The organism is Thalassococcus sp. S3 (assembly GCF_004216475.1).
Taxonomy (GTDB): Bacteria; Pseudomonadota; Alphaproteobacteria; order Rhodobacterales; family Rhodobacteraceae.
The window spans coordinates 894,185-914,403 of record NZ_CP022303.1; the positions used below are offsets into that span (position 1 = coordinate 894,185).

20 protein-coding genes are annotated in these 20,219 nt (G+C 60.8%); 6 read left to right on the forward strand and 14 right to left on the reverse strand.

Annotation, left to right across the window (positions count from 1 at the left end):
- Positions 1 to 3: 3 nt before the first annotated feature.
- On the reverse strand, positions 4 to 1,563 hold the full coding sequence (locus CFI11_RS04675; RefSeq protein WP_130403532.1) for an NAD(P)/FAD-dependent oxidoreductase: 1,560 nt from the start codon (positions 1,561 to 1,563) through the stop codon (positions 4 to 6).
- A gap of 121 nt (positions 1,564 to 1,684) precedes the next feature.
- On the opposite strand from CFI11_RS04675, the gene CFI11_RS04680 reads away from it, so the two are divergent.
- Genes CFI11_RS04680 through CFI11_RS04690 form a run of 3 tightly spaced genes read left to right on the forward strand, consistent with a single transcriptional unit; the run spans position 1,685 to position 4,517 of the window.
- Positions 1,685 to 2,476 (forward strand): cyclase family protein, encoded by a 792-nt coding sequence (locus tag CFI11_RS04680; RefSeq protein ID WP_130403534.1) that lies wholly within the window; start codon positions 1,685 to 1,687, stop codon positions 2,474 to 2,476.
- 5 nt (positions 2,477 to 2,481) lie between these two features.
- Positions 2,482 to 4,044, forward strand: coding sequence for an NAD(P)/FAD-dependent oxidoreductase (locus CFI11_RS04685; protein ID WP_130403536.1), 1,563 nt, complete (start codon positions 2,482 to 2,484; stop codon positions 4,042 to 4,044).
- Positions 4,041 to 4,517 (forward strand): MarR family winged helix-turn-helix transcriptional regulator, encoded by a 477-nt coding sequence (locus CFI11_RS04690; RefSeq protein WP_254449022.1) that lies wholly within the window; start codon positions 4,041 to 4,043, stop codon positions 4,515 to 4,517. Before CFI11_RS04685 ends, CFI11_RS04690 begins: the two co-directional genes overlap by 4 nt.
- A gap of 221 nt (positions 4,518 to 4,738) precedes the next feature.
- On the opposite strand, the gene CFI11_RS04695 is transcribed toward CFI11_RS04690, so the two are convergent.
- From CFI11_RS04695 to CFI11_RS24250, 9 genes are read right to left on the reverse strand one after another with little or no spacing between them, the layout of a single operon-like run.
- Positions 4,739 to 5,713, reverse strand: a complete 975-nt coding sequence (locus CFI11_RS04695) for a biotin-dependent carboxyltransferase family protein (protein ID WP_130403538.1) — start codon at positions 5,711 to 5,713, stop codon at positions 4,739 to 4,741.
- Positions 5,703 to 6,578 (reverse strand): allophanate hydrolase subunit 1, encoded by an 876-nt coding sequence (locus tag CFI11_RS04700; RefSeq protein WP_130403540.1) that lies wholly within the window; start codon positions 6,576 to 6,578, stop codon positions 5,703 to 5,705. The genes CFI11_RS04695 and CFI11_RS04700 overlap by 11 nt, the downstream gene beginning before the upstream one ends.
- Positions 6,575 to 7,972: an acetyl-CoA carboxylase biotin carboxylase subunit gene (locus CFI11_RS04705; RefSeq protein WP_130403542.1), complete on the reverse strand. Its 1,398-nt coding sequence runs from the start codon at positions 7,970 to 7,972 to the stop codon at positions 6,575 to 6,577. Before CFI11_RS04705 ends, CFI11_RS04700 begins: the two co-directional genes overlap by 4 nt.
- Entirely contained in the window at positions 7,972 to 8,208 is a 237-nt protein-coding gene (locus CFI11_RS04710) for an acetyl-CoA carboxylase (protein WP_130403544.1), read from the reverse strand. The genes CFI11_RS04705 and CFI11_RS04710 overlap by 1 nt, the downstream gene beginning before the upstream one ends.
- 18 nt (positions 8,209 to 8,226) lie before the next feature.
- Entirely contained in the window at positions 8,227 to 8,952 is a 726-nt protein-coding gene (pxpA, locus tag CFI11_RS04715) for a 5-oxoprolinase subunit PxpA (RefSeq protein WP_130403546.1), read from the reverse strand.
- Positions 8,953 to 8,965: 13 nt separating this feature from the next.
- Complete coding sequence (locus tag CFI11_RS04720; RefSeq protein WP_130403548.1) at positions 8,966 to 9,958, reverse strand: ABC transporter permease; 993 nt, start codon at positions 9,956 to 9,958, stop codon at positions 8,966 to 8,968.
- Complete coding sequence (locus CFI11_RS04725; protein WP_254449023.1) at positions 9,958 to 11,433, reverse strand: sugar ABC transporter ATP-binding protein; 1,476 nt, start codon at positions 11,431 to 11,433, stop codon at positions 9,958 to 9,960. The genes CFI11_RS04720 and CFI11_RS04725 overlap by 1 nt, the downstream gene beginning before the upstream one ends.
- Before the next feature lie 41 nt (positions 11,434 to 11,474).
- Complete coding sequence (gene torT, locus CFI11_RS04730) at positions 11,475 to 12,542, reverse strand: TMAO reductase system periplasmic protein TorT (RefSeq protein WP_174843525.1); 1,068 nt, start codon at positions 12,540 to 12,542, stop codon at positions 11,475 to 11,477.
- A 54-nt stretch (positions 12,543 to 12,596) separates the two neighbouring features.
- Positions 12,597 to 12,740 carry a hypothetical protein gene (locus CFI11_RS24250; protein WP_165390184.1) on the reverse strand — a complete coding sequence of 48 codons (144 nt, stop codon included), beginning with the start codon at positions 12,738 to 12,740 and terminating at the stop codon, positions 12,597 to 12,599.
- A gap of 113 nt (positions 12,741 to 12,853) precedes the next feature.
- On the opposite strand from CFI11_RS24250, the gene CFI11_RS04735 reads away from it, so the two are divergent.
- The gene (locus tag CFI11_RS04735) at positions 12,854 to 13,771 is read left to right on the forward strand and encodes a LysR family transcriptional regulator (RefSeq protein ID WP_130403554.1); all 918 of its coding nucleotides are present in this window, start codon (positions 12,854 to 12,856) and stop codon (positions 13,769 to 13,771) included.
- 350 nt (positions 13,772 to 14,121) lie between these two features.
- On the opposite strand, the gene CFI11_RS04740 is transcribed toward CFI11_RS04735, so the two are convergent.
- Together CFI11_RS04740 and CFI11_RS04745 are read right to left on the reverse strand one after the other, a co-directional pair.
- Positions 14,122 to 14,607, reverse strand: coding sequence for a flavodoxin family protein (locus CFI11_RS04740; protein WP_130403556.1), 486 nt, complete (start codon positions 14,605 to 14,607; stop codon positions 14,122 to 14,124).
- 333 nt (positions 14,608 to 14,940) lie between these two features.
- Positions 14,941 to 15,822, reverse strand: coding sequence for an EamA family transporter (locus tag CFI11_RS04745; RefSeq protein WP_130403558.1), 882 nt, complete (start codon positions 15,820 to 15,822; stop codon positions 14,941 to 14,943).
- Between the two features lie 84 nt (positions 15,823 to 15,906).
- Between CFI11_RS04745 and CFI11_RS04750 the strand changes: the two genes are divergently transcribed.
- Positions 15,907 to 16,395: a MarR family winged helix-turn-helix transcriptional regulator gene (locus tag CFI11_RS04750; RefSeq protein WP_130403560.1), complete on the forward strand. Its 489-nt coding sequence runs from the start codon at positions 15,907 to 15,909 to the stop codon at positions 16,393 to 16,395.
- 367 nt (positions 16,396 to 16,762) lie between these two features.
- On the opposite strand, the gene CFI11_RS04755 is transcribed toward CFI11_RS04750, so the two are convergent.
- The gene (locus tag CFI11_RS04755; RefSeq protein WP_130403562.1) at positions 16,763 to 17,860 is read right to left on the reverse strand and encodes an alanine racemase; all 1,098 of its coding nucleotides are present in this window, start codon (positions 17,858 to 17,860) and stop codon (positions 16,763 to 16,765) included.
- Positions 17,857 to 19,047, reverse strand: a complete 1,191-nt coding sequence (locus CFI11_RS04760; protein ID WP_165390185.1) for an aminotransferase class V-fold PLP-dependent enzyme — start codon at positions 19,045 to 19,047, stop codon at positions 17,857 to 17,859. The genes CFI11_RS04755 and CFI11_RS04760 overlap by 4 nt, the downstream gene beginning before the upstream one ends.
- Positions 19,048 to 19,199: 152 nt before the next feature.
- On the opposite strand from CFI11_RS04760, the gene CFI11_RS04765 reads away from it, so the two are divergent.
- Positions 19,200 to 20,213 carry an asparaginase gene (locus tag CFI11_RS04765; protein ID WP_165390186.1) on the forward strand — a complete coding sequence of 338 codons (1,014 nt, stop codon included), beginning with the start codon at positions 19,200 to 19,202 and terminating at the stop codon, positions 20,211 to 20,213.
- Positions 20,214 to 20,219: the final 6 nt, after the last annotated feature.

A 20,219-nucleotide genomic window follows, 5' to 3' on the forward strand; every position in this document is an offset into this window, starting at 1 on the left:
AGTTTATTTTCCGGCCAGTTTTTGAGCGAGCAGCGTTCCCGGCCCCGCGCCCGTCCCGCCCCCGGGCCACACGGCAGCGCCGGTGTGATAGAGGTTCCTGATCGCCGTCCGGCCATCGGCAAACCCCCGAACGGGGCGGTTCAAAAAGTGCTGGTGTAAATGATGGCTGCCGCAGACCTGATCGCCGCCGACCAGGTTGGGGTTGTCCGCTTCCAACATATCGGGTGTGACAACGTGTTGGCCCAGGATACTGTCGCGCAAACCGGGCGCATAGCGTTCGACGATATCAAGGACGCGGTTGGCAAACGGCTCTGCCGCGTCTGCCCAGGTCAGCGCATCGATCTCCCCTTTGGCATCCCCCTTGATCTGACCCGGCACCATCCGCACCTGAAGCCACAACACGTGCTTACCTGCCGGCGCTCGCGACGGATCGACCACGGTGGGCTGCCCGCACACGATCACCGGCTCGTCCGGCAACTTGCCCGCTTTCGCCTGCGCGTAGGTCCGCGCCATCTGTTCCAAGGAGGGAGCCAGATGGACGTAGGCGAATTTCTTCAGCTCAGCCGCGCGCCAATTCGGCAGGGCGTCCAGCGCAAGATGGATCATCATGGTTCCGGGGGCATGCTGGAACTGTGCCATCTCCCGGTCGTAACGCTCATGCCCGGTCTCACCGGCCAGCTTTCGCAACGCGCCGGGCGCGACATTCGCGATGACGGCTTTGGCCGCGTTCACCTGACGTCCATCCGCAAGCTCGATCCCGGATGCCTGTCCTGATGTGTGAACGATGCGTGCCACTTTTGCATCGCAACGCACTTTGCCGCCACGCGCCTCTATCATGCCGACCATGGCTTTGATCATCGTGTCGGCGCCACCTGCACCCAACACCATGCCAAAGGCTTGTCCTGCCATTGCCTCAAGGTAGGGAAAGACCGCGCCGCCCGCCACGTCAGGCGCAAAATCCAGGTGCATTCCCCAGACGGCCAACGCGGCTTTCACATGCTCGCTTTCAAACGTCTGATCCAGCCAGTCCCTGGGCGACATGGTCATGAATTTCGCAAGATCCAGGCATTCGCCACTCCCGTTCTTGCGCCACAGCGTCCAGGATAAAGTTGCGATTGCACCTAATGTCATCGGTGTGCCCAGAACCGGTAAGATGCGGTCGGCCTGGGTGGAAAAACTATCGGTGAGCGCTTTCCAGGCCTCTGCATCCGCATCAGAAAATCCCCGGATACGCGCAGTTGTCAGCGCGGCATCTGCCGAGACACCAAACCACCGACCGTCCGGAAAGAGGGATGCAAAGGGATGAGATGTGGGCACGAACGCCAACCCATGTTTCGCCAGTTCTGCCGCATTCTCGTTGTAAAACCGCGAACCCGCAAACAAGGAAAGGTTCATTGCGGCCCAGTCATGGCGAAACCCGGGCACTGTGTAGGCACCGGTTTTGACCGCCCCACCCGGTTCTGACGCCTGCTCAAAAACCTCAACGCTCCATCCGCGCGCGGCCAGGTGACATGCGCAGGCAAGAGAGTTGTGGCCTGCACCGATGATGACTGCATCTGGCATTAACAGGATAACTTTCTAAGACGATTTTCAAAATTAATTGCAAATACAAGTATTCTTGTCTAGCGTTTCGTCAATAAAAGTGGCCAATCGCACGCTGCTTTGACCAATTGGGGAGAAAGAGATGAATTCTTCAGACGTCGTGACACATCTTGGCGGAATGCTGGCTTCTGGTGGCGTAGAGGTTGTGGACTGCTCCGGCGTGCTGGGCCCGGATACGCCAATCCTTCAACTACCCCCCGACTTTGCGAAGAACACGCCCAAGGTGGAGATCCACAAGATCTCGGAATACGACAATGATGGCCCGTTCTTTGCCTGGAACTGGATGGTTTTGGGGGAACATTCGGGCACGCATTTTGATGCGCCCCACCATTGGATTACCGGCAAAGACTATGAAGACGGCTATACCGACAGCCTTGAGGTTCAAAGGCTGATCGCGCCTGTCAATGTGATCGACTGTTCCGCCCAATCAGCCAATGACGAGGATTTCCTACTGACAGCGGAAGGCGTCAAGGCCTGGGAAGCCGAGCACGGAGAGATCGGTAAAGGCGAATGGGTCGTCATGCGCACCGATTGGGACAAACGCGTTCACGACGAAGCCAAGTTTTTAAACGCGGATGAAAGCGGGCCCCATTCTCCCGGCCCGACGCCGGATTGCATCGAGTATCTGCTGAGCAAGAAAATCGTGGGATGGGGGACGCAATGTATTGGCACAGATGCCGGGCAGGCCGGTGGGATGGAGCCGCCATTCCCCGCGCATAACCTGCTGCACCGCGATAATTGTTTCGGATTGGCATCCTTGGCCAATCTGGACAAGCTGCCGGCCAAGGGCGCGATCCTGATCGCGGCTCCGCTGAAAATCAAGAATGGCACGGGGAGCCCAATCCGCGCTTTGGCGTTGGTTCCAAAAGCCTGATCATCATGGCGTCTTATGATCATTTGATCATCGGCTCTGGCATCAATGCGCTGGTGGCCGCATCTATGTTGTCCAAAAAGGGCGACACAGTCCTTGTGATCGAACGTGAAGATCGCATCGGCGGGTGTATGTACACAGCCGACGACGTCACCTTGCCCGGGTTTCATCACGATGTGATGGCGGCAACTTTCGTGCTGTTCATGACAGGTCCTGCACAGGCCGAACTGGGCGAAGACCTCGCCAAACATGGGTTCGAATACTGCCACACACAGCACCCGACCGCTGTTTTGCGCCCCAATGGCAATGCCCTGCGGCTTGAGATGGATCGGGCGGCCAATGTCGCCCGCTTCAACGAACGGTCGGCAGGCGATGGCGAACAGCACGCCGCGGATGTTGGAGAGATCGAACAGGATGCGGAGTTTCTCTTCTCCCTGTTGGGTCAGCCGCTTTGGTCGCGCAAGATGGCCTGGCTGTTGGCAAAGCGGGCCTGGAAAACCGGTCTGGGTCCGCTGAAAGCCTGGTTTGGGGAAGCCCTGGAACCTGCGCGGGGGTGGCTGGAAGGCAGCTATACCAGCGAGGATGTCCAAGCGCTTTGGGCCCCGTGGGTGTTGCATACAGGTCTTACCCCGGAAACCAGCTACAGCGGCCAAATGGGCAAGGTCATCGCCTTTGCACTGGAGGCTGCGGGCGCGCCCGTCGTCAAAGGCGGTGCGGGGCAGGCGGCGCAGGCGTTCCGATCCCTAATCGAAGCCAACGGGGGGGAGGTGCGCACAGGCGTCGAAGCGCAAAGGATCCTGATCGAGAACGGCTCTGCCATCGGGGTCAAAACCTCGGATGGCGAAACATTTAGGGCACGGAATGTTATCGCAAGCACAGCCCCTGGACAGCTTTACGACGGGCTTCTTGGCGAGGCTGAGGCTCCGACACGTCGCAAGGCATTCCGCCACGGTCGTGGGAATTTCCAGCTTCACTTTGCCTTGGACGGCCCGATCCAATGGAAGGCCGAAGGTCTGGATGATGTTGCATTGATCCATCTGTCGGACGGCATCGATTCTGTGTCGAAGTCCAGCAACGAGGCAGAGCGGGGCCTGCTGCCGGAAACGCCGACAATCTGCGTAGGACAGCCACATCGTCTGGACCCATCCCGCTGTCCCGAAGGCAAAGCGATCCTTTGGCTGCAAATCCCCGACGCCCCCTGCGTGATCAAGGGGGATGCCGCGGACGAAATTCAAACGACAGCCCATTGGACTGCAGATCTAAGAGAGGCGTTTGCAGATCGGGTCGAAGCGATCCTGGAAGGTCATATTGCCAATTGGTCAGAAATCAGGCTAAAGCGTCGGGCCTATTCTCCGGCCGATATTGCAGACATGAACATCAACCTTGTCGGTGGCGATCCATATGGCGGTGCTTGCACGCTGGATCAGTTCTTTGTCTGGCGGCCCTTTCCTGGTCAAAGGAACAATGACACGGTGATTAGAAACCTTCACCACATCGGCGCGTCGACGCATCCGGGTCCGGGACTGGGTGGCGGATCGGGTTACAATCTGGCCAAGAGGTTGGGCGCGTGACCGCACACGACGCGAAAGGTCGGTATAAGTCTCTCGGAGAAATCGGCCTCGAAAACTTTGCGACGTACATGATGAACCGGATCATGGCGCGCTATAACGCCCGGTTACGCGGGCGCATCAGATCCATGGGTCTGACCACCGCGAAAATGCGGGCATTGGCGGTGCTTTCGGTCATCGACGCCCCGCTGGTCGGAGAATTGGCTGTCTATTCCATCATCGAGAAGTCAACGCTTAGCCGCGCCCTTGATGCGCTGGAGGCGGATGGGCTCATCGTCCGATCCATGGACCGGGAGGATTCTCGCGCGATCCGGATCAGCATTACGCCCGACGGGCGCCGTGCCTTTGAAGAGGTCTGGCCCGACATGCTGGACTCCTACGAAGCCATGTTCGCGGGCATCGGAGATGACGAGCGTCAGGCTTTTCTTGGGACGCTCAAGAAGATGCTCAAAAACACGCGCGTGCATGACTATTGAGCCACGGCGATAGGGGCGGGTCCTGCGGCAGACAAAAGCGTCCGCCAAGCGCGCGGAACTATCCAAACCAGTGGGATCGTTCATCCTCAAGCCTCTCAGGTTGGTCATGACTACGCGTGTTTCGGCGCGACCTGCCGCGCTTGGGATGCTCTGAGCAAGCCCCATCTGGTTTCCCGGTGAAGCCTGATTGGCTGCACCTATTGCCCAAAGGTCCCCGAGATTCAGCCTACTGCCTCACGAATGGCAGCGATCGTGGCTTTGCGGTCGCGTCTGGCGGCGAGGGCCTCTTCCATATCCACCTGCACAAAGCGCGTTTCGGTGTTGGGCTGAAGCTGCCCGATCAGGTCCATGTCAGCCGAGATAATGGTGCCGATCATGAAGTATCCGCCCCCTGACACCGCGTCGCGGTGCAGGATGATGGGCTCTGTGCCGCTGGGAACCTGAACCGAGCCGTAGGGATAGCACGCATCGGTGATGTTAGAAGGGTCAGAGCCCGCACCGAAGGGCTGCTCACGGTCCACGAATTCCATCACCCGCCCGCCCTGAAAACGGTAGCCCATGCGATCCGCCTCGTTCGCGACTTTCCAGGTATCCTCGAAAAACCCCTTTTGCGCCGCCTCGGTGATCCTGTGCCAGTACAATCCCGGCAGCATCCGCAGTTCGGCCGCATTGCCCGGGCCACGGCGCAGGCTCTCGGGGACCGACTTTCCCGCGCGCCCCGATGCCTTTTCGGGGCCAAGGGGAAGCGTGTCGCCCGGCTGCACGGCACGGCCTTCGTAGCCGCCAAGCGCCCCGATCGCATAGGTCGAGCGGCTGCCGAGCATCGGTTGTGTCGCGATCCCGCCAGAGATCGCGATGTAGCCCCGCGCTCCCGACCGCAGAAAGTCGAAGGAGAGCACATCGCCGGGCTTCACGTCGAAGGCGGTCCATCCCGGCTGTTCCTCGCCGTTCACCTTGGGCGGAAGATCCGCACCGCAGACGGCGACCGTGGCGTTTTCGGTGAATTCAAGCTCCGGACCCATGAACACCGCTTCCAGCCCTGCGGCCTCCTCGGGGTTGCCGACCAGCAGGTTGGCGGCCCGCATGGCCAGACGGTCCATGGCCCCGCCCATCGGAATGCCAAGGTGGTAAAAGCCGGGCCGTCCCAGATCCTGGATCGTCGTCAGAATGCCCGATGAGATGATGTTAACCGGCATAGAGGGCCTCCATCAGTTTGGCGTTGGTGCCGTCGATATCGGCGTTGTATTTCTCCAGATCGAAGACGACATCGCGGATCCGGGGCTCAAAACGACCCGCCTGCACATCCTCGACTGCCGCGTCATAGGCCTCCCGGTCGATCGGCTTCCATTTCACGATATCGCCGGGCTTGAAGAAAACCATGAAATCCTTGAGGTAGCTGACCTTTTGCTGAGGATCGAAGATCGGCATCGGGGTGATGCCGAACATCTGGTAGCCGCCAGCCCCCCGCACCGAGTAGATGCAACTGAAGCAGCCACCGTACCCGACGGTCAGTTTCGGCGTATCCGTGCGGGGACGCAGGTACTTAGGCACCTCGATCTGACGGGGGCGGTCGACCATCTGGTAAAGGAAGGGCAGGCCCGAGACGAAACCGACCATGCTGACGAACCACGGCGCGCCGGAATGCGCCTCGATAAAGGCCTGAACGTCCTCGAAACCATTGATCTCTGCCGCGTATTCGATGTCGGTCGCGTCGGGATCCTGATGCCGCTCGCGAAAGCGCATCAGCGTCTCGTGGGTCCAGGGATCCTGATAGAAAACCGGGATCTCGATGATGCGGGTGTTCAGCGTCGCATCCGCCTGCTCTGCGTCGCGCTCCATTTCCTTGAGCAATCCCAGTAGCTTGTCGGGATGGATCACATCAGGATCGAACTTGATCTGGAAGGAGGCATTGGCCGGGCAGATCTCGGTCACACCGTCGATATTGGCGTCCCGGACGGCATTGGTGATGGCGAGCGAGACAAAGAACGCCTCAAGCGACATGGCGTCGTCGACCTCGACGAAAATGTGCTCGTCCCCGCCAAATGTATATCGGCATGTCATGCGGCTGTGTCTCCCTCCGTCTGCATTTTCCTTGCGATGGTGTCGCCATGTGTCTCGAGCCAGGGCTCCAGCCACTTGGTGTGGACGCGGTTTTGCTTGACGTCATCGGCGTCCAGCAGCGCCTGAAATAGCGGGGCCGTGGTGGCCAGACCGCCGATGCGCAGCTCTGCCAGAGCGCGGGCGAGGCGGGCACATGCGGCCTCGCGGGTTTCGCCATGAACGATGAGTTTGCCCAGAAGCGAGTCGTAAAAGGGCGGCACGGTGTATCCGTAATAGAGCATGTGATCGAAGCGCACGCCGGGACCGGTCGGTACCTCAAGCGCGGAGACGGTGCCGGGAAACGGCATGAAGCCGTTCGACGGATCCTCGGCATTCAGGCGGACCTCGATGGAATGGCCGGTGCGGCCAATGTCGCCTTGTTTATGGCGAAGGGGTTCACCGCCTGCGATGCGGATCATCTCGGCCACAAGGTCGAGGCCGGTGATCATCTCGGTGACGGGATGCTCCACCTGAATGCGGGTGTTCATCTCGATGAAATAGAATTTGCCGGTTTCATCGTCGTAGAGGTATTCGACAGTGCCCGCGCCACGATAGCCGACGGACCGCGCAAGGTCGGCGGCGGAGGCGCAGATGGTCTGCCGGGTCTCTTCATCCAGCGCGGTCGAGGGGGCTTCCTCCCACACCTTTTGGCGACGTCGTTGAAGGGAACATTCCCGTTCCCAGCAATGGATCGCATCCGTGCCGTCGCCAAGGATCTGCACTTCGATATGGCGCGCGCGCTCGATGACCTTTTCGATATAGATGCCACCGTCGCCAAAGGCGGCTTTCGCCTCCGAGGACGCTTGGGGGGCGAGTTTGCGGAAGCTTTCGGCATCTTCGGCAATGCGGATGCCGCGCCCGCCGCCGCCGGCAGACGCTTTGATCATCACGGGAAAACCGATCTGCACGGCCAGCCCTGCCGCCTCCTCCATATCGGTTATCACACCGTCGCTTCCGGGAACCGTGGGCACGCCCGCCTTGGCGGCTTGCGCGCGGGCGGCGGCTTTGTCGCCCATCAGCTTGATCGTCTCGCCGCTTGGCCCCACGAAGATCATGCCCGCATCCTCGACCGCTTGCGCGAATGCTCCGTTTTCGGACAGAAATCCGTAACCCGGGTGAATTGCATCGGCGCCGGTATCCTTGGCGGCTTTCAATATTGCTTCGGTATTCAGATAGGATTTGGCGGCCTGAGCCGGGCCGATATTCACCGCCTCATCCGCGATCCGAACCGCCAGCATGTCGGCATCGGCATCCGAATGCACCTGCACCGTCGCAATACCCAGATCCAGCGCCGCGCGGATCACCCGCACCGCGATCTCGCCTCGATTGGCGATCAGGAGTTTGTGGATGCCCATCAGTCCAGCTTCACCAGAACCTGTCCGGCGGTGACCGGGTCAGTGTCTTCGACTTCGTATGAAGCGACGGTCCCCTCGCCATCGGCCTTGACCTCGTGGAAAGTTTTCATCACCTCCACAAGGCCGATCGTGTCGCCCTTGGCCACGCTGTCGCCGACCTCCTTATAGGGCGGCTCGTCCGGGGACGGTTTGCGATAGAAGGTTCCGGGGATCGGCGATTTGATCTCATGTGCCATATGTTGGGTCCTCGGCTGTCAGGCGGCTTTGAGTTGTGCAAGGGCGGCGCTGGCCGCCTTGGCGATGTCTTCGGAATTGGGTGTGTCGGAATGAATGCAGATGGTCTCTGCCCGGACCGGCAAGGACTGGCCCCCCACCGTCTCCATCGTGCCATCGGCGACGGCCCGGTGGACGCGCTCGGCGGCCACAGCAGGGTCCACTGCGTCATGCGCGCGCGTGATGATCAGCTTGCCCGTGTCATCGTAATCAAGGTCGGCGAAGAATTCTGCGATGAACCCCGCGCCCTCGGCCTGGTAGATGGTTTCATGCAAGGTGCCCGCGAGACCCATCACCGGCAGATCGTAGAGCCTTGAAGCCGCTGCGATGGCGCGCGCGATGTGGTCCTGCCGCGCCGCCATGCCGTAAAGCGCGCCGTGTGGCTTGATATGGGCAAGCGTGGTGCCTGCCTGTTTACAGAACGCATTGAGCGCGCCGATCTGGTAGAGGACGATGTTCAACATTTCTTCTTCGTCGATCTTCATCTCCCTCCGCCCGAAACCGGGCAGATCGGGAAGGGAGACATGCGCGCCGATCCTGACGTCATGCGTGACCGCCAGTTCCACCGTCTTGCGCATGTGGTTCGGATCGCTTGCGTGAAACCCGCAGGCGACGTTGGCCTGGTCGATATAGGGCATCAGCGCTGCGTCGTTGCCCATGTGATAAAGGCCGAAGCTTTCGCCCATGTCGCAGTTCAGGTCTGCCATTCCGAATTCTCCCTCAGTCCTTGAGCGACGCGACATAGCGCAGCCGGATTTGATCGGCGATCACGGCCAGGATCAGCAGTGTGCCCAAAACCACAGTCTGCAGATAGCTTTCGATCCGGGCCAGGTTCATACCGTTCTGAACCAGACCGATGAAGAGCGCGCCGAGCACTACATTCTCCAGCCGTCCGATCCCGCCGCGCAGGCTGACGCCCGCGATCACGCAGGCCGCAATGCTTTCAAGCGGCATGGACGCGCCGATATTGGCCTCTCCGGTATCGAGACGTGCGGTCAGAAGCATGCCGGCCGTTGCGGCCAGTGCCGCACATAGAACATAGGTGGCAAAGAGCGTTCCGCGAACATTGATGCCCGACAGCCGCGCGGCCTTGGCGTTGCCACCCACGGCGTAGAAATAGCGCCCGTAAGGCGTGCGGTAGAGCAGAACCCAAAGGAGGACGATCAGCAAGGCGGCCACCCAGACAGGCGTGGGCACACCCAGCATCGTGCCGAACCCGAATATGTCGCCGAACGCCACCGGCATGCCGTAGACCGGAACGCCGCCGGTCAGGTAGAGCGCGATGCCAAAGCCCACGGACGCCATGCCAAGCGACATCATGAACGGTGAGACGTTGAAGAAAGCGACACCAATGGCGTTGGCAACGCCCACCATCGAACCGGCCAGAACGCCTGCCAGAAAGCCAAGGCTGATGGCCAGGAGGATGGCATCCGGCATAGCCGCGTATATGCTGGCCATGGTGAGTGCACCGACCACCGAAGACAGGGCAAGGATCGTGCCGACGGACAGGTCGAACCCGCCCGTCAAAAGCGCCAGCATCTGCCCAAGAGAGACGATCATCAGATAGACCGATTGCCGTAGGACGTTCATTAGGTTCCGGCCGGTCAGGAAATTGTCCGACATCAGCGAAAACACGGCCACCGCAATCACCAGGAGAAACGGCAGGATGCCAAGGCGCACGAAGGCCTTTTTTAGAAACGTGCCCACATCCATCAGGCGGTTTCCTTTTCGAAGAAGTTGGCGAGGACGTTTTCCTCGGTCAGCGCGTCCCCACACAGCTCGGCCTGGATGCGGCCCCGGTAAAAGACATAAGCGCGGCTGGTCAGATTCAGGATTTCAGGCAGGTCCGAAGACACGATCACAATGGCTGTCCCTTCCATGGAAAGCTCGACAATGAACTGATAGATCGCCTGCCGGGTGCCGACATCGACGCCCACGGTCGGCTCATCGAAGATCACCAAATCGACCGGGCGGGTGAGACTGCGTGCGAGCATCACCTTCTGCTGGTTCCCGCCGGAAAAGTGATCGACAGCGCGTTCGGGCTGGTTCGGCGACAGGTTCAGCCGTTGGGCAAGATCGCTCACGGTCCGACGCTCGCCCGCGCGGTCCATGAAGGGGCCGCGGCGAAACGGGGCCACGTCGAGCGCGGCGATGGAGATGTTTTCCCGCACAGGACGCACCATGAGCAGGCCTTCGTCATGCCGATCCGCGGGCAGATAGAGAAAGCCCGAGCGTACCGCCTGCGCCGGCGACTGCCCGGTGACGGTCGCCCCTTTGTAAAAGACCTCACCGCTCGCGATTTGAACAGCGCCAAAGGCTGCCTGCGTTGCTTCGGATTTTCCCGAACCCACGAGACCGGCAAGCCCCAAGATCTCTCCGCGACGCACGTTCAGCGAGACGTCGAGCACGCGCCCGTTTGTCGTGGTCACTTGATCCAGCCGCAGGATCTCCTCGTCGCCGGGCGCGTGGTCGATCACGGGAAAGATCGCGCCGACGTTCCGGCCGGTCATCAACTCGACCAGACGATCCTCGTCCGCCTCTTCCACGCTGATCGTGTCGATGTATTTGCCGTCCCGCAGAACGGTGATGCGGTCGCCGATCCTGCGGATCTCGGACATGCGGTGGGTGATGTAGATGATCCCGACCCCTCTTGCCGTCAGATCCCCGATGATCTTGAAAAGCTGATCGGTCTCGTGATCGGTCAGGCTCGCCGTCGGCTCGTCCAGGATCAGGACAGACAGATCCGACCGAAAGGCCTTGGCGATCTCGACCATCTGTTGCTCGGCCCGGCTGAGATGTTCGACCTTCTGCTGCGGTTGGAGGTCGAAGGCGAGCTCTTCGATAATGCGTTTCGCTTCTCGCCGCATATCGGCGCGATCGAGAAACAGGCCGCGACAATGCTCCGCCCCGAGAAACAGGTTCTCCTCCACCGTCATCTGCGGGATCAGCGAGAACTCCTGAAATACGGCTGACACTCCGTGAGCCCGTGCGTCATGGACCGAATGGAACGTGACGGGTTTGCCGTCGCGCTCGATCTGTCCGGCACTTGGCGTGTTCGCGCCGGACAACATAGATATTAGGGTGGATTTCCCGGCACCGTTCTCCCCAAAGAGGATATGAACCTCGCCCGCGCGCAGATCGAAATCCACGCCATCAAGCGCCCGCACGCCGGGGTAATCTTTGGTCAACCCCCGCGTCGCGAGACGTGGTGCCGGTTCCGTCATATGCCTTACTCGACCCGAAAGACCGGCTTGAAACCGTTCGGCGCGAGGGTTGAGGCGGGATCGAAATCCGCGTGGTTGTCTGTCGTCACCACGTAAAGCGCTGGGCCCACGTGCTGGAAATACTCTTCGCCTTCGAGGATGCGCACCGCCTGGTCAATGGCGATGCGGCCCTGGATCACGGTGGAGTCAGTGGGAGCCGCCAGGATCTGACCGCGCGAAATGCCCCGATCCACGCCGGGCGTGAAGTAATACGAGACGACCTTGACCTGATCGGTCAGCCCGCGCGCCCGCAGGATCGGCACTGCCGCTTCGGCTGTCACGGCCGTTCCGGCGATGTAGGCAAGGTCCGGGTAGGTCTCCAGCGCGTCCTCCACCAGCTTTGACTGTGCTTCCTTGCCGGTGTCGCCGTAGAAGGTATCGACCACCTCGACAGCACTGCCCTCGGCAGCACCGAGAAACCCGGAATTGCCTGCTTCGACCCAGCCCGCGCCCGCCGGCCCGGGGAACCACGCGACCTGCACCGGCTCGCCTTCGGGATGCGCCTGAGCCAGGAATTCGCCTGCTTTCGCGCCCATTTCACCAAAAGATACAAGGGATTTCGCACTGAGTTCCGGCGACGACATGCCGTTGATGACGTCGATCACCGGAATGCCCTGTCCGCGGATCTCGCCGACAAGATTGTTGAGACCGTCGAAAGAGATCGCCCCGATCACAACTGCATCAGCACCGGCTGCGACACAATCCTCGATCTGGCTGATCTGAGTGTTCAGCTCGGTGTAGCCGCCCGCCTCAACGAGCTGCATATTCACGCCCAGACGCTCGGCTTCGGAGGCGACGCCGTAGTTCACGCCCAGCCAGTAAGCGTCCTTCATGTGCGGGAATGAGACGCAGATCTCCCAAGGCTGGCTCGCCTTCTCAAGCGGCATGTAGTCCACGGATGTGCGCGGGCTCGACATGTCAAAGGCCGGCTCCCAGCTTTCGACCGCGTATGGATACCAGGCATCCTCTGCCATCGCACTTCCCGCCGATAGCGTAAGGGCGGACACACCCGCCGCCAAAGTCGTTCGGATCATCATCTTTTTCTCCCCAATCCTTCGTTGGAAATGCCAGCCGCACCGGGCCACACCTCAATGCTCAAAAGGGTGGTAAGCTTGGCGCCCTATGACAAATTCAAAGAAAAACGGAGCAATATTGGATTTTTCGATGCCTTTTTGCCGCTGTGAAACGCACAGATCGGCAAGCCAAACCGTCGGCTTGGCAAGGTAATCCACTGTTTAATAATGGGGATCTGTTGAGCCAGCAGCGCGCGATCCGAATTGACACGACTTAGCGTCTGTATCACAAAAGGAATAAGAAAAATGAATAGCAGGAATCTGTTTTTCAGATGGAGCCCTCGCTCAGACAGATCAGATACTTTGTTGCGGCCGCAACATCGGGACAGGTGTCCAGAGCCGCTCGTGACCTCAATGTCTCGCAAAGCGCGGTCACGACCGCCATTCGCCAGTTGGAAGATCTGATCGGCAGTCCGCTGCTGCGACGGCATGCGAGGGGCGTGTCGCTGACCCATGACGGGACGATCTTTCTGCAGCATGCGCACCGGATCTTTGCCACTGTCGACGAGGCGCTGCATGCACCCGGCGCCTTGCGGAGCACGTTGACGGGCAAGCTGCGCGTCGCGATGACCTATACCGTGGCGGGCTATTTCATACCGCAATATCTCGAACGCTTTGCTCGCAACTATCCCAGTATCGAAATCCTGCCGGTGGAAGCGAGCCGGATGGATATCGAATCCGGTCTACAATCGGGGCAGTTCGACATCGCCGTCCTGCTGACATCGAACATCATGGACCAGGAGGGGCTGGCCTATGAGACCCTGATCAAGTCGCCAAGGCGCCTGTGGCTGTCGACCAGTCACGAATTCCTCGAACGCGACGTGATCACCCTCTCTGACGTGGCCACGCAGCCTTACATTATGCTGACCGTCGACGAGGCATCGAACACGGCGCAGCGATACTGGAACCAGGCGGGCGCCCGTCCCAAGACGTTGATGCGTACGTCATCGGTCGAGGCGGTGCGCTCTCTTGTGGCCAGCGGCATGGGCGTCACCATCCTCTCGGATATGGTCTACAGACCCTGGTCGCTCGAAGGGCTTCGCGTCGAAGCGCAAGATCTCGCCACGCCCATTCCGACGATGGATGTGGGACTGGCCTGGGCTATCAATGTCGAGTTGCCGCCCGCTGCGTTGGCCTTCTCAAAGTTCATGCAGATGAGCGCGGATATTGATCGCAAGATGTTCGTCTAGAGTTTTTTCATGTCATAGGCACATGCGCGTTGCGGGACGACCATCATCCAAGACATCGCTGAGGCAGCCCGCATTCGTCGATCTTTTCGGGGATCATCCGTCCATCCACGCCAGATCGGAACCTCGTTCTCACCCGCTGCGGGCAACGACGCCCTTGGATGTGCCTGTGTCGTTTCCCGCGCGTTCTGAAAATCAAAGTCGCCTATCTTTCATGGGCGCCTGCAGCCAAAGCACATTCCCCTGAACCTCGGTGCTGACAAGACGGGGTGCGATTGCGGGGCAGGTTTGGGAAGCCTCACATCCTAACGACCGTGTGCGCCCTCGCGCCAGCCGCTGCTCGTGGGGGGCACCTAAAACACCCCCATGCTGATGCCCGCACCCATGGCGGTCCCGAGGTCTCGACATAAAGACAATTGCTCTTCCGGGATCACTTTCTCGGCCAGGATCGCTTCTGGTGTTTGCGCATGCGTACAAACGATCAACGGTTGTTGCGCTTCGCGAAGGCGCCATCCCTGTGCAATGCGGGCGATCTGGCGCGCTGCGTTTTCACCATCAGATCCGGCACAGACCATCTGCGCATATGGCCGGCCTTCGATCTTGCCAAGCACCGGATAATAACACCGGTCGAAGAAATCCTTCATCACACCAGCGATCGCGGCCAGGTTTTCCGGACCGCAAAAGATGTACCCCTCGGCCTCAAGGAGATCCGCAGGACCGGCCTCTGCCGCCAACATCAGCTTGGTTATGATTTCCAGCCGCGCGGCAGAGGCCGCAGCTTCGGCCATTTGCCTGCTGCCCCCGGTCATCGAATGATAGACAATCAACAACTGCGCCATTCGGCAGGTGTAATTCCACGCGCCATCGCTCGCAACTCTGATCGGGCTGCTGTGTCACGCCGCCTAAGCACAGCAACTGATCCTTTGGCGAGGGCGATTGCGCAGCGGGGTGAGATGTGACCCTGCATGGCCTTTCAGGTATGGCAGAACGGTTACTGACTCAGAACGCGTGCAACGTCCTGGGCATAAGAACGCATTGCAGCAGATGCATCGCTATCAAACTCGACGGGATGCAGAGGTAATATAGCTGCCCCCGAATGGAAAAGGTGCCACGATGGCTTTGCGCCCTGGACTCGCTCTGACAGGCGCACCAAGGATCAACAGCGCCCAAGCCTAAGCCCGCTGCGCTGACCGGGCGGGTGCAGGGGGCGTTCGTTGAGACGTCTGCCCGAACCACGCGCTTGCCAGCGCAAGGGCCATTCCAAAAAGCTGCAGCGGGCTCAGCGCCTGGTTCAGGATAACCCAGCCAAGCAGGGCGGCCGCGACAGGGCTCAGCCGTCCGAGAGGAGAGACGGCCGAGGGGCCGAGCACTGCGATCCCCCGAAACCACAGGATGTAGGTGATCGCGCCGCCGACAAGGCCAAGATAGACAAAGCCCACGATATTTGGCGCCGAAAGCGGCGGGAGCGGTGGCTCCAACAAAAGCGCCATGGGCAACAGCAGGATGCCCCCCGCAGTCAATTGCCACGCGGTAAATGTCAGCGGCGATACCGGAGGTTGCCAGGTCTTTGTCAGCACCGTGCCAAGCGCCATGGAGGCTGCCCCACCCAAGGCAGCGATGATGCCCACGCTATCCAGCGTTGCGTCGGGTGTCAGGACGAGAAGACCAACGCCGATCACGCCGACAATACCGGCGATCAGTCCGGTTCTTGTGATCGCCTGGCCCATCATCTGCTGCGCCAGAACCAGGACGATCAGGGGCTGGACGGCACCGATGGTCGCCGCAACCCCGCCGGGCAAACGATAGGCCGATACGAACAAGAGCCACCAGAACACAGAAAAGTTAAGCGCACCCAGAACGAACGCGCGGGCAATCCACCGTCCCTTTGGCAGTGTGCGGACAAGCAAAAACAGCAAAAGACCAGCCGGCAGCGCCCGAAGCATCGCGGCCGTGATCGGATAACCGTCCGGCAAAAGCTCCGTCGTCACAATGTAAGTGCTGCCCCAGACAGTCGGCGCAAGCGCAGTCAGGAAAACGTTGAAAATTCGGGGCATCCGTGGCTCCACTTTATTATCTTGACGTCAAGATAAACCCATTTGTCTTGACGTCAAGATAATGGTGGGCGTAGCGTCGACATCATGGATGCCGTCGACCGAATTCTGCAGCAATGGGCCACCGCACGGCCTGACCTCGACACCTCTGCGATGGGACCGGTCGGTCGTCTTTCGCGGGTTTCTCATCACTTCACGCGACAAATGGGAGAGACGTTCGCCCGTAACGGGTTGAACGCCGCCGGTTTCGACGTTCTTGCGACCCTGCGCCGATCTCCTCCGCCACATGCTCTGTCGCCCGGTGAGTTGATGTCCTCGATGATGATTACATCCGGTACGATGACAAACCGGATTGATCAGCTTGCCAAGGCAGGCTTCGTCACGCGACGAACTGACACCCAGGATGCGCGCCGCGCCGTGGTCGGACTGACCGACAAGGGGCGGGACTTGATCGATGTGGCGCTTGCCGATCACGTGGAAACGCAAAGCTCCCTTCTTGTCGCCTTATCGGAAAAGGAAATCGCCCAACTGAACGCCGCTTTGTCCAAGCTGTTGAAGGCGGCTGAGCCACGGTAGAAAATGCCCGACGCGGTACCCATTCGTGGCGGGCCGCCGCGTGCTTTGTTTGCGAGACATTTCGGAAAACCGGGCGGCTTGGTTGGCAGATTGGCGCCTGACTGACGGAACCGGGCAAAGCCGACACTTTGTTGCAGGGCTTTGAGGGAACCAAACGTCCTTTGCTGCCGGGCGAAGGGTTTGTTTTTTCTCGGATATGAATTGCGAGAACGCAGATCAAGTCATGGAGATGCCAAGGCCGTGGCGGTTGTCATGTTCGCCAGTTGGTTTGACACTTGATCCGACAGCTTTGCCATTTCGAAGCGAGAAAGCGCTTGGCCATGCCAGCCGGATCTATCGCCAGGAGCAGATCGATGCGCTCTGCGGATCAACTCCATCCGTCGATGCGGGGCCACCATTCGCCATTCGTCACATGATAGCCGCCATAGCCCCCAGCCGCAGTAAGGCAGGCATGGCCGGGAATGACCCGGACGAGGCTTCCGATAGGCAGCCGGTCATATAGGGCAGGGTCCGAGACTGTGACCGTGCCATGCTCCTGATGCACCGTGTCGATTGCCAGATCCAAAGGGGTCATCGTCTCGGGATTGCAAAGCCAGCCGTATTTCGCCTCGGGCAGATAGGTGTTCGCGCCGATATCCTTGGACATGGCCAATGCGCCCGCGTCGATTGTCAGAACGCCCGCCGCGCGATTGTGCCCGATGACCGTCGACAGCACGGTGAGTGCGATATCCTCCAGACGGCAGATATTTCGGCCAAATTGCGAGAGATCGCAGAACAGGTAGATGCCGGCGCGCACCTCCGTCACACCAGTCAGATCGGGTGCATGCAACACGGTCGGTGTGGATCCGATCGAGATGACCGGGGCGTCAAAACCGGCCTCTCGCAGTTTCTGCGCGGCGGCGCGGGCGGTTTCGGTCTCGACGCCCGCGGTTCGCGCCACGTCAGTCAAATCGTCGGTGGCGTAGGAATGCCCGGCATGCGTCATCACACCTGTGCATAGAGGCCCCAGCGCTTCTGCAATCTCAAGGAGCATGGGAGTATCGACCGGCAGCCCGCCGCGATGTTCGCCGCAATCAAGCTCGATCAGGACAGGGTTTTCGAGGCCGGAGGCGCGCAGGGCGCGAGCCATTTCGACGGAATCGAGGGTCAGGCGGATGGTGCGCCCGGTCTCCTCGGCGATCCGGCGCAGGCGGGGGAACTTGTTGGGGGTGATACCCACGGCATAGAGGATGTCATCAAACCCAGCGCGGGCGAAATGCTCGGCCTCCTGAAGGGTGGACACGGTGACCGTGTCCAAGCGCCCGCCCGTGGCGATGCGGGCCACATCCACGGATTTGGCGGTCTTGAGATGCGGGCGCAAGGTCACGCCATGGGCCGCGCAATGGTCCAGCATCCGCGCCGCATTGGCGCGCAGGCGGTTAGTGTCCAGGATCAAGGCCGGGGTTTCAAATGTGTCAAAGGTCATGCGTCGCGCGCGATATCGAGGGTTCGTGTGACATCCGTGGCATCATTATAAAGATGGAAGCCAAAGCGCAGCATGCCCCGCCTGATCGAAAAACGCACGTCCTCCGCCTCCAGCGCGCGAGCGATCCGGTTCAGACGCGCGTCCCCGGTGACATAGGTGTCGCCACGGCCCATCTCACCGACAGTGACGAGATGCGACCGGAGCTGCGGAACCTCTGCGGTCGAGACGACCAGGTCCAGCTCGGCCAGACCCTTCCGCAGCATATCGGCCAGCATCAGCGCGTGCCGCTCGACATTGACCACGCCAATCTCCAGCAGCTCTCCCAAAGCGGTGTCGGCCACGGCGATACCGGTCCAGTTGTAGTTCCCGATCTCAAAGCGTGTTGCATCCGGCGCATAGGCGAAATCGGCGCCCTCATATTCGCTTTCATGCCCTTCTGTCTGTACCGAATGCCGCGCGACAAAGGCCGGGTGCAGTCGGTCCAGCCACTCTGACCGGACATAAAGAAACCCAAGTCCCATCAGGCCAAGCAGCCCCTTCGAGGTCGAAGTGGCAACACCGTCGGCCATGACCGCGTCGACATCAAGGTCAAGCAGGCCGCAGCTTTGCACCGCGTCGATCAGAAAGAATGCCCCGTGCCGCCGCGCCGCCGCACCGATGGCGGCCAGGTCCGTGCGAAAGCCCGGCGTGAAACTGACCGAGGCGGCGGTGACCAGCCGGGTCCGGGCGTCCATCGCGGCTGCCATCGCGTCGGGGTCGATATGGCCGTTCACGGGCGCAATCTCGCGCACTTCGACACCGCGGGCGCGCAGGGCCATCCAGGCATAGATGTTGTTGCCATGCTCCAACTCGGTGGTCAGCACCACATTGTCGCCGGGCTGCCAGTCCAGCGATGTGGCGATGTGGTTGATCCCCTCGCTGACATTCTTGACGATGGCCACTTCATGCGGCCCCGCCGCGTGCAGCAGACGGGCGAACTTCTCGCGGCAGCCGTCCCGTAGGGGCAGCCGCTCCCCCTTCGACATGTCGGCGCGCCAATGCCCTTCGATCATCCGGTCAGCCGCAGCCTTGGCCGCGTTCGAGATCACGCCGCGCGAGCCGATGTTGAGATAAACCTGTTCGGTCGCAGCGGGAAAGCGCGTGCGCCATTCCGGATCAACGGGCGGGGTGGGCTGATCTAGGGTCATACGGGAAGGATACGCAGACCGGCAGCGCAGGAAAGCCCGCGCCCCATGCCGTTTCGGCATAAGCAAAGGCGATATCTTTTTTCGCCTTCGCAGAAGGTTGGGACTAGGCTCCGGCGGATATGATTGAACGGAATGCAGAAAAAGGGACAGGCATGCAGCGTTTTACCCGGTTGGCCGATGTCTGGCGCGGTGATGTGCTGGAAAGCCGCCATTGGGGCATTGCCGCCGTCTCCAATGCGCGGGGCGAGGTGATCGCCGGTTGGGGGGACGTGGACCTGGTGACCTATCCGCGATCCTCGATGAAGCCCTTTCAGGCTCTGCCCCTCGTCGAAACCGGCGCCGCCGATGCCTTTGGGCTGACTGAACGCCATCTGGCGCTGGCCTGCGCGTCGCACCGGGGAGAGGTGCATCACACCAGGCTGGCTGGGGCTTGGCTCAAGCAGACGGGTTTCGCCATCGGCGATCTCGCTTGCGGCCCGGAATATCCAAAGCATCTGACGACCCAGCACGCTATGATTGCGCGGGGGGAGGCGCCTTCCTCGCTCCATCACAATTGTTCCGGCAAACATGCGGGATTCCTGTCGGTCTGCCGTCATTGCGGGCACGACCCGATGGGCTATGACCAAATGGAACATCCCACGCAACAAGCCTATGCCGGATTGCTGAACGATCTGGGCACACGGGTGACGGGGTGGGGCATCGATGGCTGCACGCTGCCGACCCCGGCGTTGAGCCTCGCCGACGCGGCGCGCATCGGTGCGCTGATGTCGGCGGCCAAGGGTCCGCACGGCCCCGCAATGCGCCGCGTCGTGGACGCGATGAGGGCCTGTCCCGAATATACCTCCGGCAGCGACCACGCCATGGTTGCGGTGACCAAGGCGACACGCGGCCGGGTGACGTTCAAGGTCGGGGCAGAGGCGTTCCTGCTGGCCTTCCTGCCCGAGGACGGGCTGGGTGTTGCCATCAAGGTCGCTGATGGCAATTCACGCGCACGGGTGCCAGCTTTGCTGGCGATCCTGCAGGGGCTGGGCGTGATGGACAAGCGTGCCGTCGCTGATCTGCAGCACTGGATCGAACCGCAGGTCAGGGATTCGCGTGGGCATGTGGTAGGCGCTCTGAAACCCTCCGCGGGGCTTAGCAAACCCCGAGAGACCGCTCCGGCATAAGCCAAA

Bases quoted from the DNA above. Each gene is read 5' to 3' on its own strand.
- CFI11_RS04740 (WP_130403556.1), bottom strand. From the start codon at position 14,607: ATGGCGCAGTTGTTGATTGTCTATCATTCGATGACCGGGGGCAGCAGG.
- CFI11_RS04680 (WP_130403534.1), top strand. From the start codon at position 1,685: ATGAATTCTTCAGACGTCGTGACACATCTTGGCGGAATGCTGGCTTCT.
- CFI11_RS04760 (WP_165390185.1), bottom strand. From the start codon at position 19,047: ATGACCCTAGATCAGCCCACCCCGCCCGTTGATCCGGAATGGCGCACG.
- pxpA (WP_130403546.1), bottom strand. From the start codon at position 8,952: ATGGCAGACCTGAACTGCGACATGGGCGAAAGCTTCGGCCTTTATCAC.
- CFI11_RS04710 (WP_130403544.1), bottom strand. From the start codon at position 8,208: ATGGCACATGAGATCAAATCGCCGATCCCCGGAACCTTCTATCGCAAA.
- CFI11_RS04750 (WP_130403560.1), top strand. From the start codon at position 15,907: ATGGATGCCGTCGACCGAATTCTGCAGCAATGGGCCACCGCACGGCCT.
- CFI11_RS04675 (WP_130403532.1), bottom strand. From the start codon at position 1,563: ATGCCAGATGCAGTCATCATCGGTGCAGGCCACAACTCTCTTGCCTGC.
- CFI11_RS04735 (WP_130403554.1), top strand. From the start codon at position 12,854: ATGGAGCCCTCGCTCAGACAGATCAGATACTTTGTTGCGGCCGCAACA.
- CFI11_RS04695 (WP_130403538.1), bottom strand. From the start codon at position 5,713: ATGCCGGTTAACATCATCTCATCGGGCATTCTGACGACGATCCAGGAT.
- CFI11_RS04705 (WP_130403542.1), bottom strand. From the start codon at position 7,972: ATGGGCATCCACAAACTCCTGATCGCCAATCGAGGCGAGATCGCGGTG.
- torT (WP_174843525.1), bottom strand. From the start codon at position 12,542: ATGATCCGAACGACTTTGGCGGCGGGTGTGTCCGCCCTTACGCTATCG.
- CFI11_RS04700 (WP_130403540.1), bottom strand. From the start codon at position 6,578: ATGACATGCCGATATACATTTGGCGGGGACGAGCACATTTTCGTCGAG.
- CFI11_RS04755 (WP_130403562.1), bottom strand. From the start codon at position 17,860: ATGACCTTTGACACATTTGAAACCCCGGCCTTGATCCTGGACACTAAC.
- CFI11_RS04765 (WP_165390186.1), top strand. From the start codon at position 19,200: ATGCAGCGTTTTACCCGGTTGGCCGATGTCTGGCGCGGTGATGTGCTG.
- CFI11_RS04685 (WP_130403536.1), top strand. From the start codon at position 2,482: ATGGCGTCTTATGATCATTTGATCATCGGCTCTGGCATCAATGCGCTG.
- CFI11_RS04745 (WP_130403558.1), bottom strand. From the start codon at position 15,822: ATGCCCCGAATTTTCAACGTTTTCCTGACTGCGCTTGCGCCGACTGTC.
- CFI11_RS04720 (WP_130403548.1), bottom strand. From the start codon at position 9,958: ATGGATGTGGGCACGTTTCTAAAAAAGGCCTTCGTGCGCCTTGGCATC.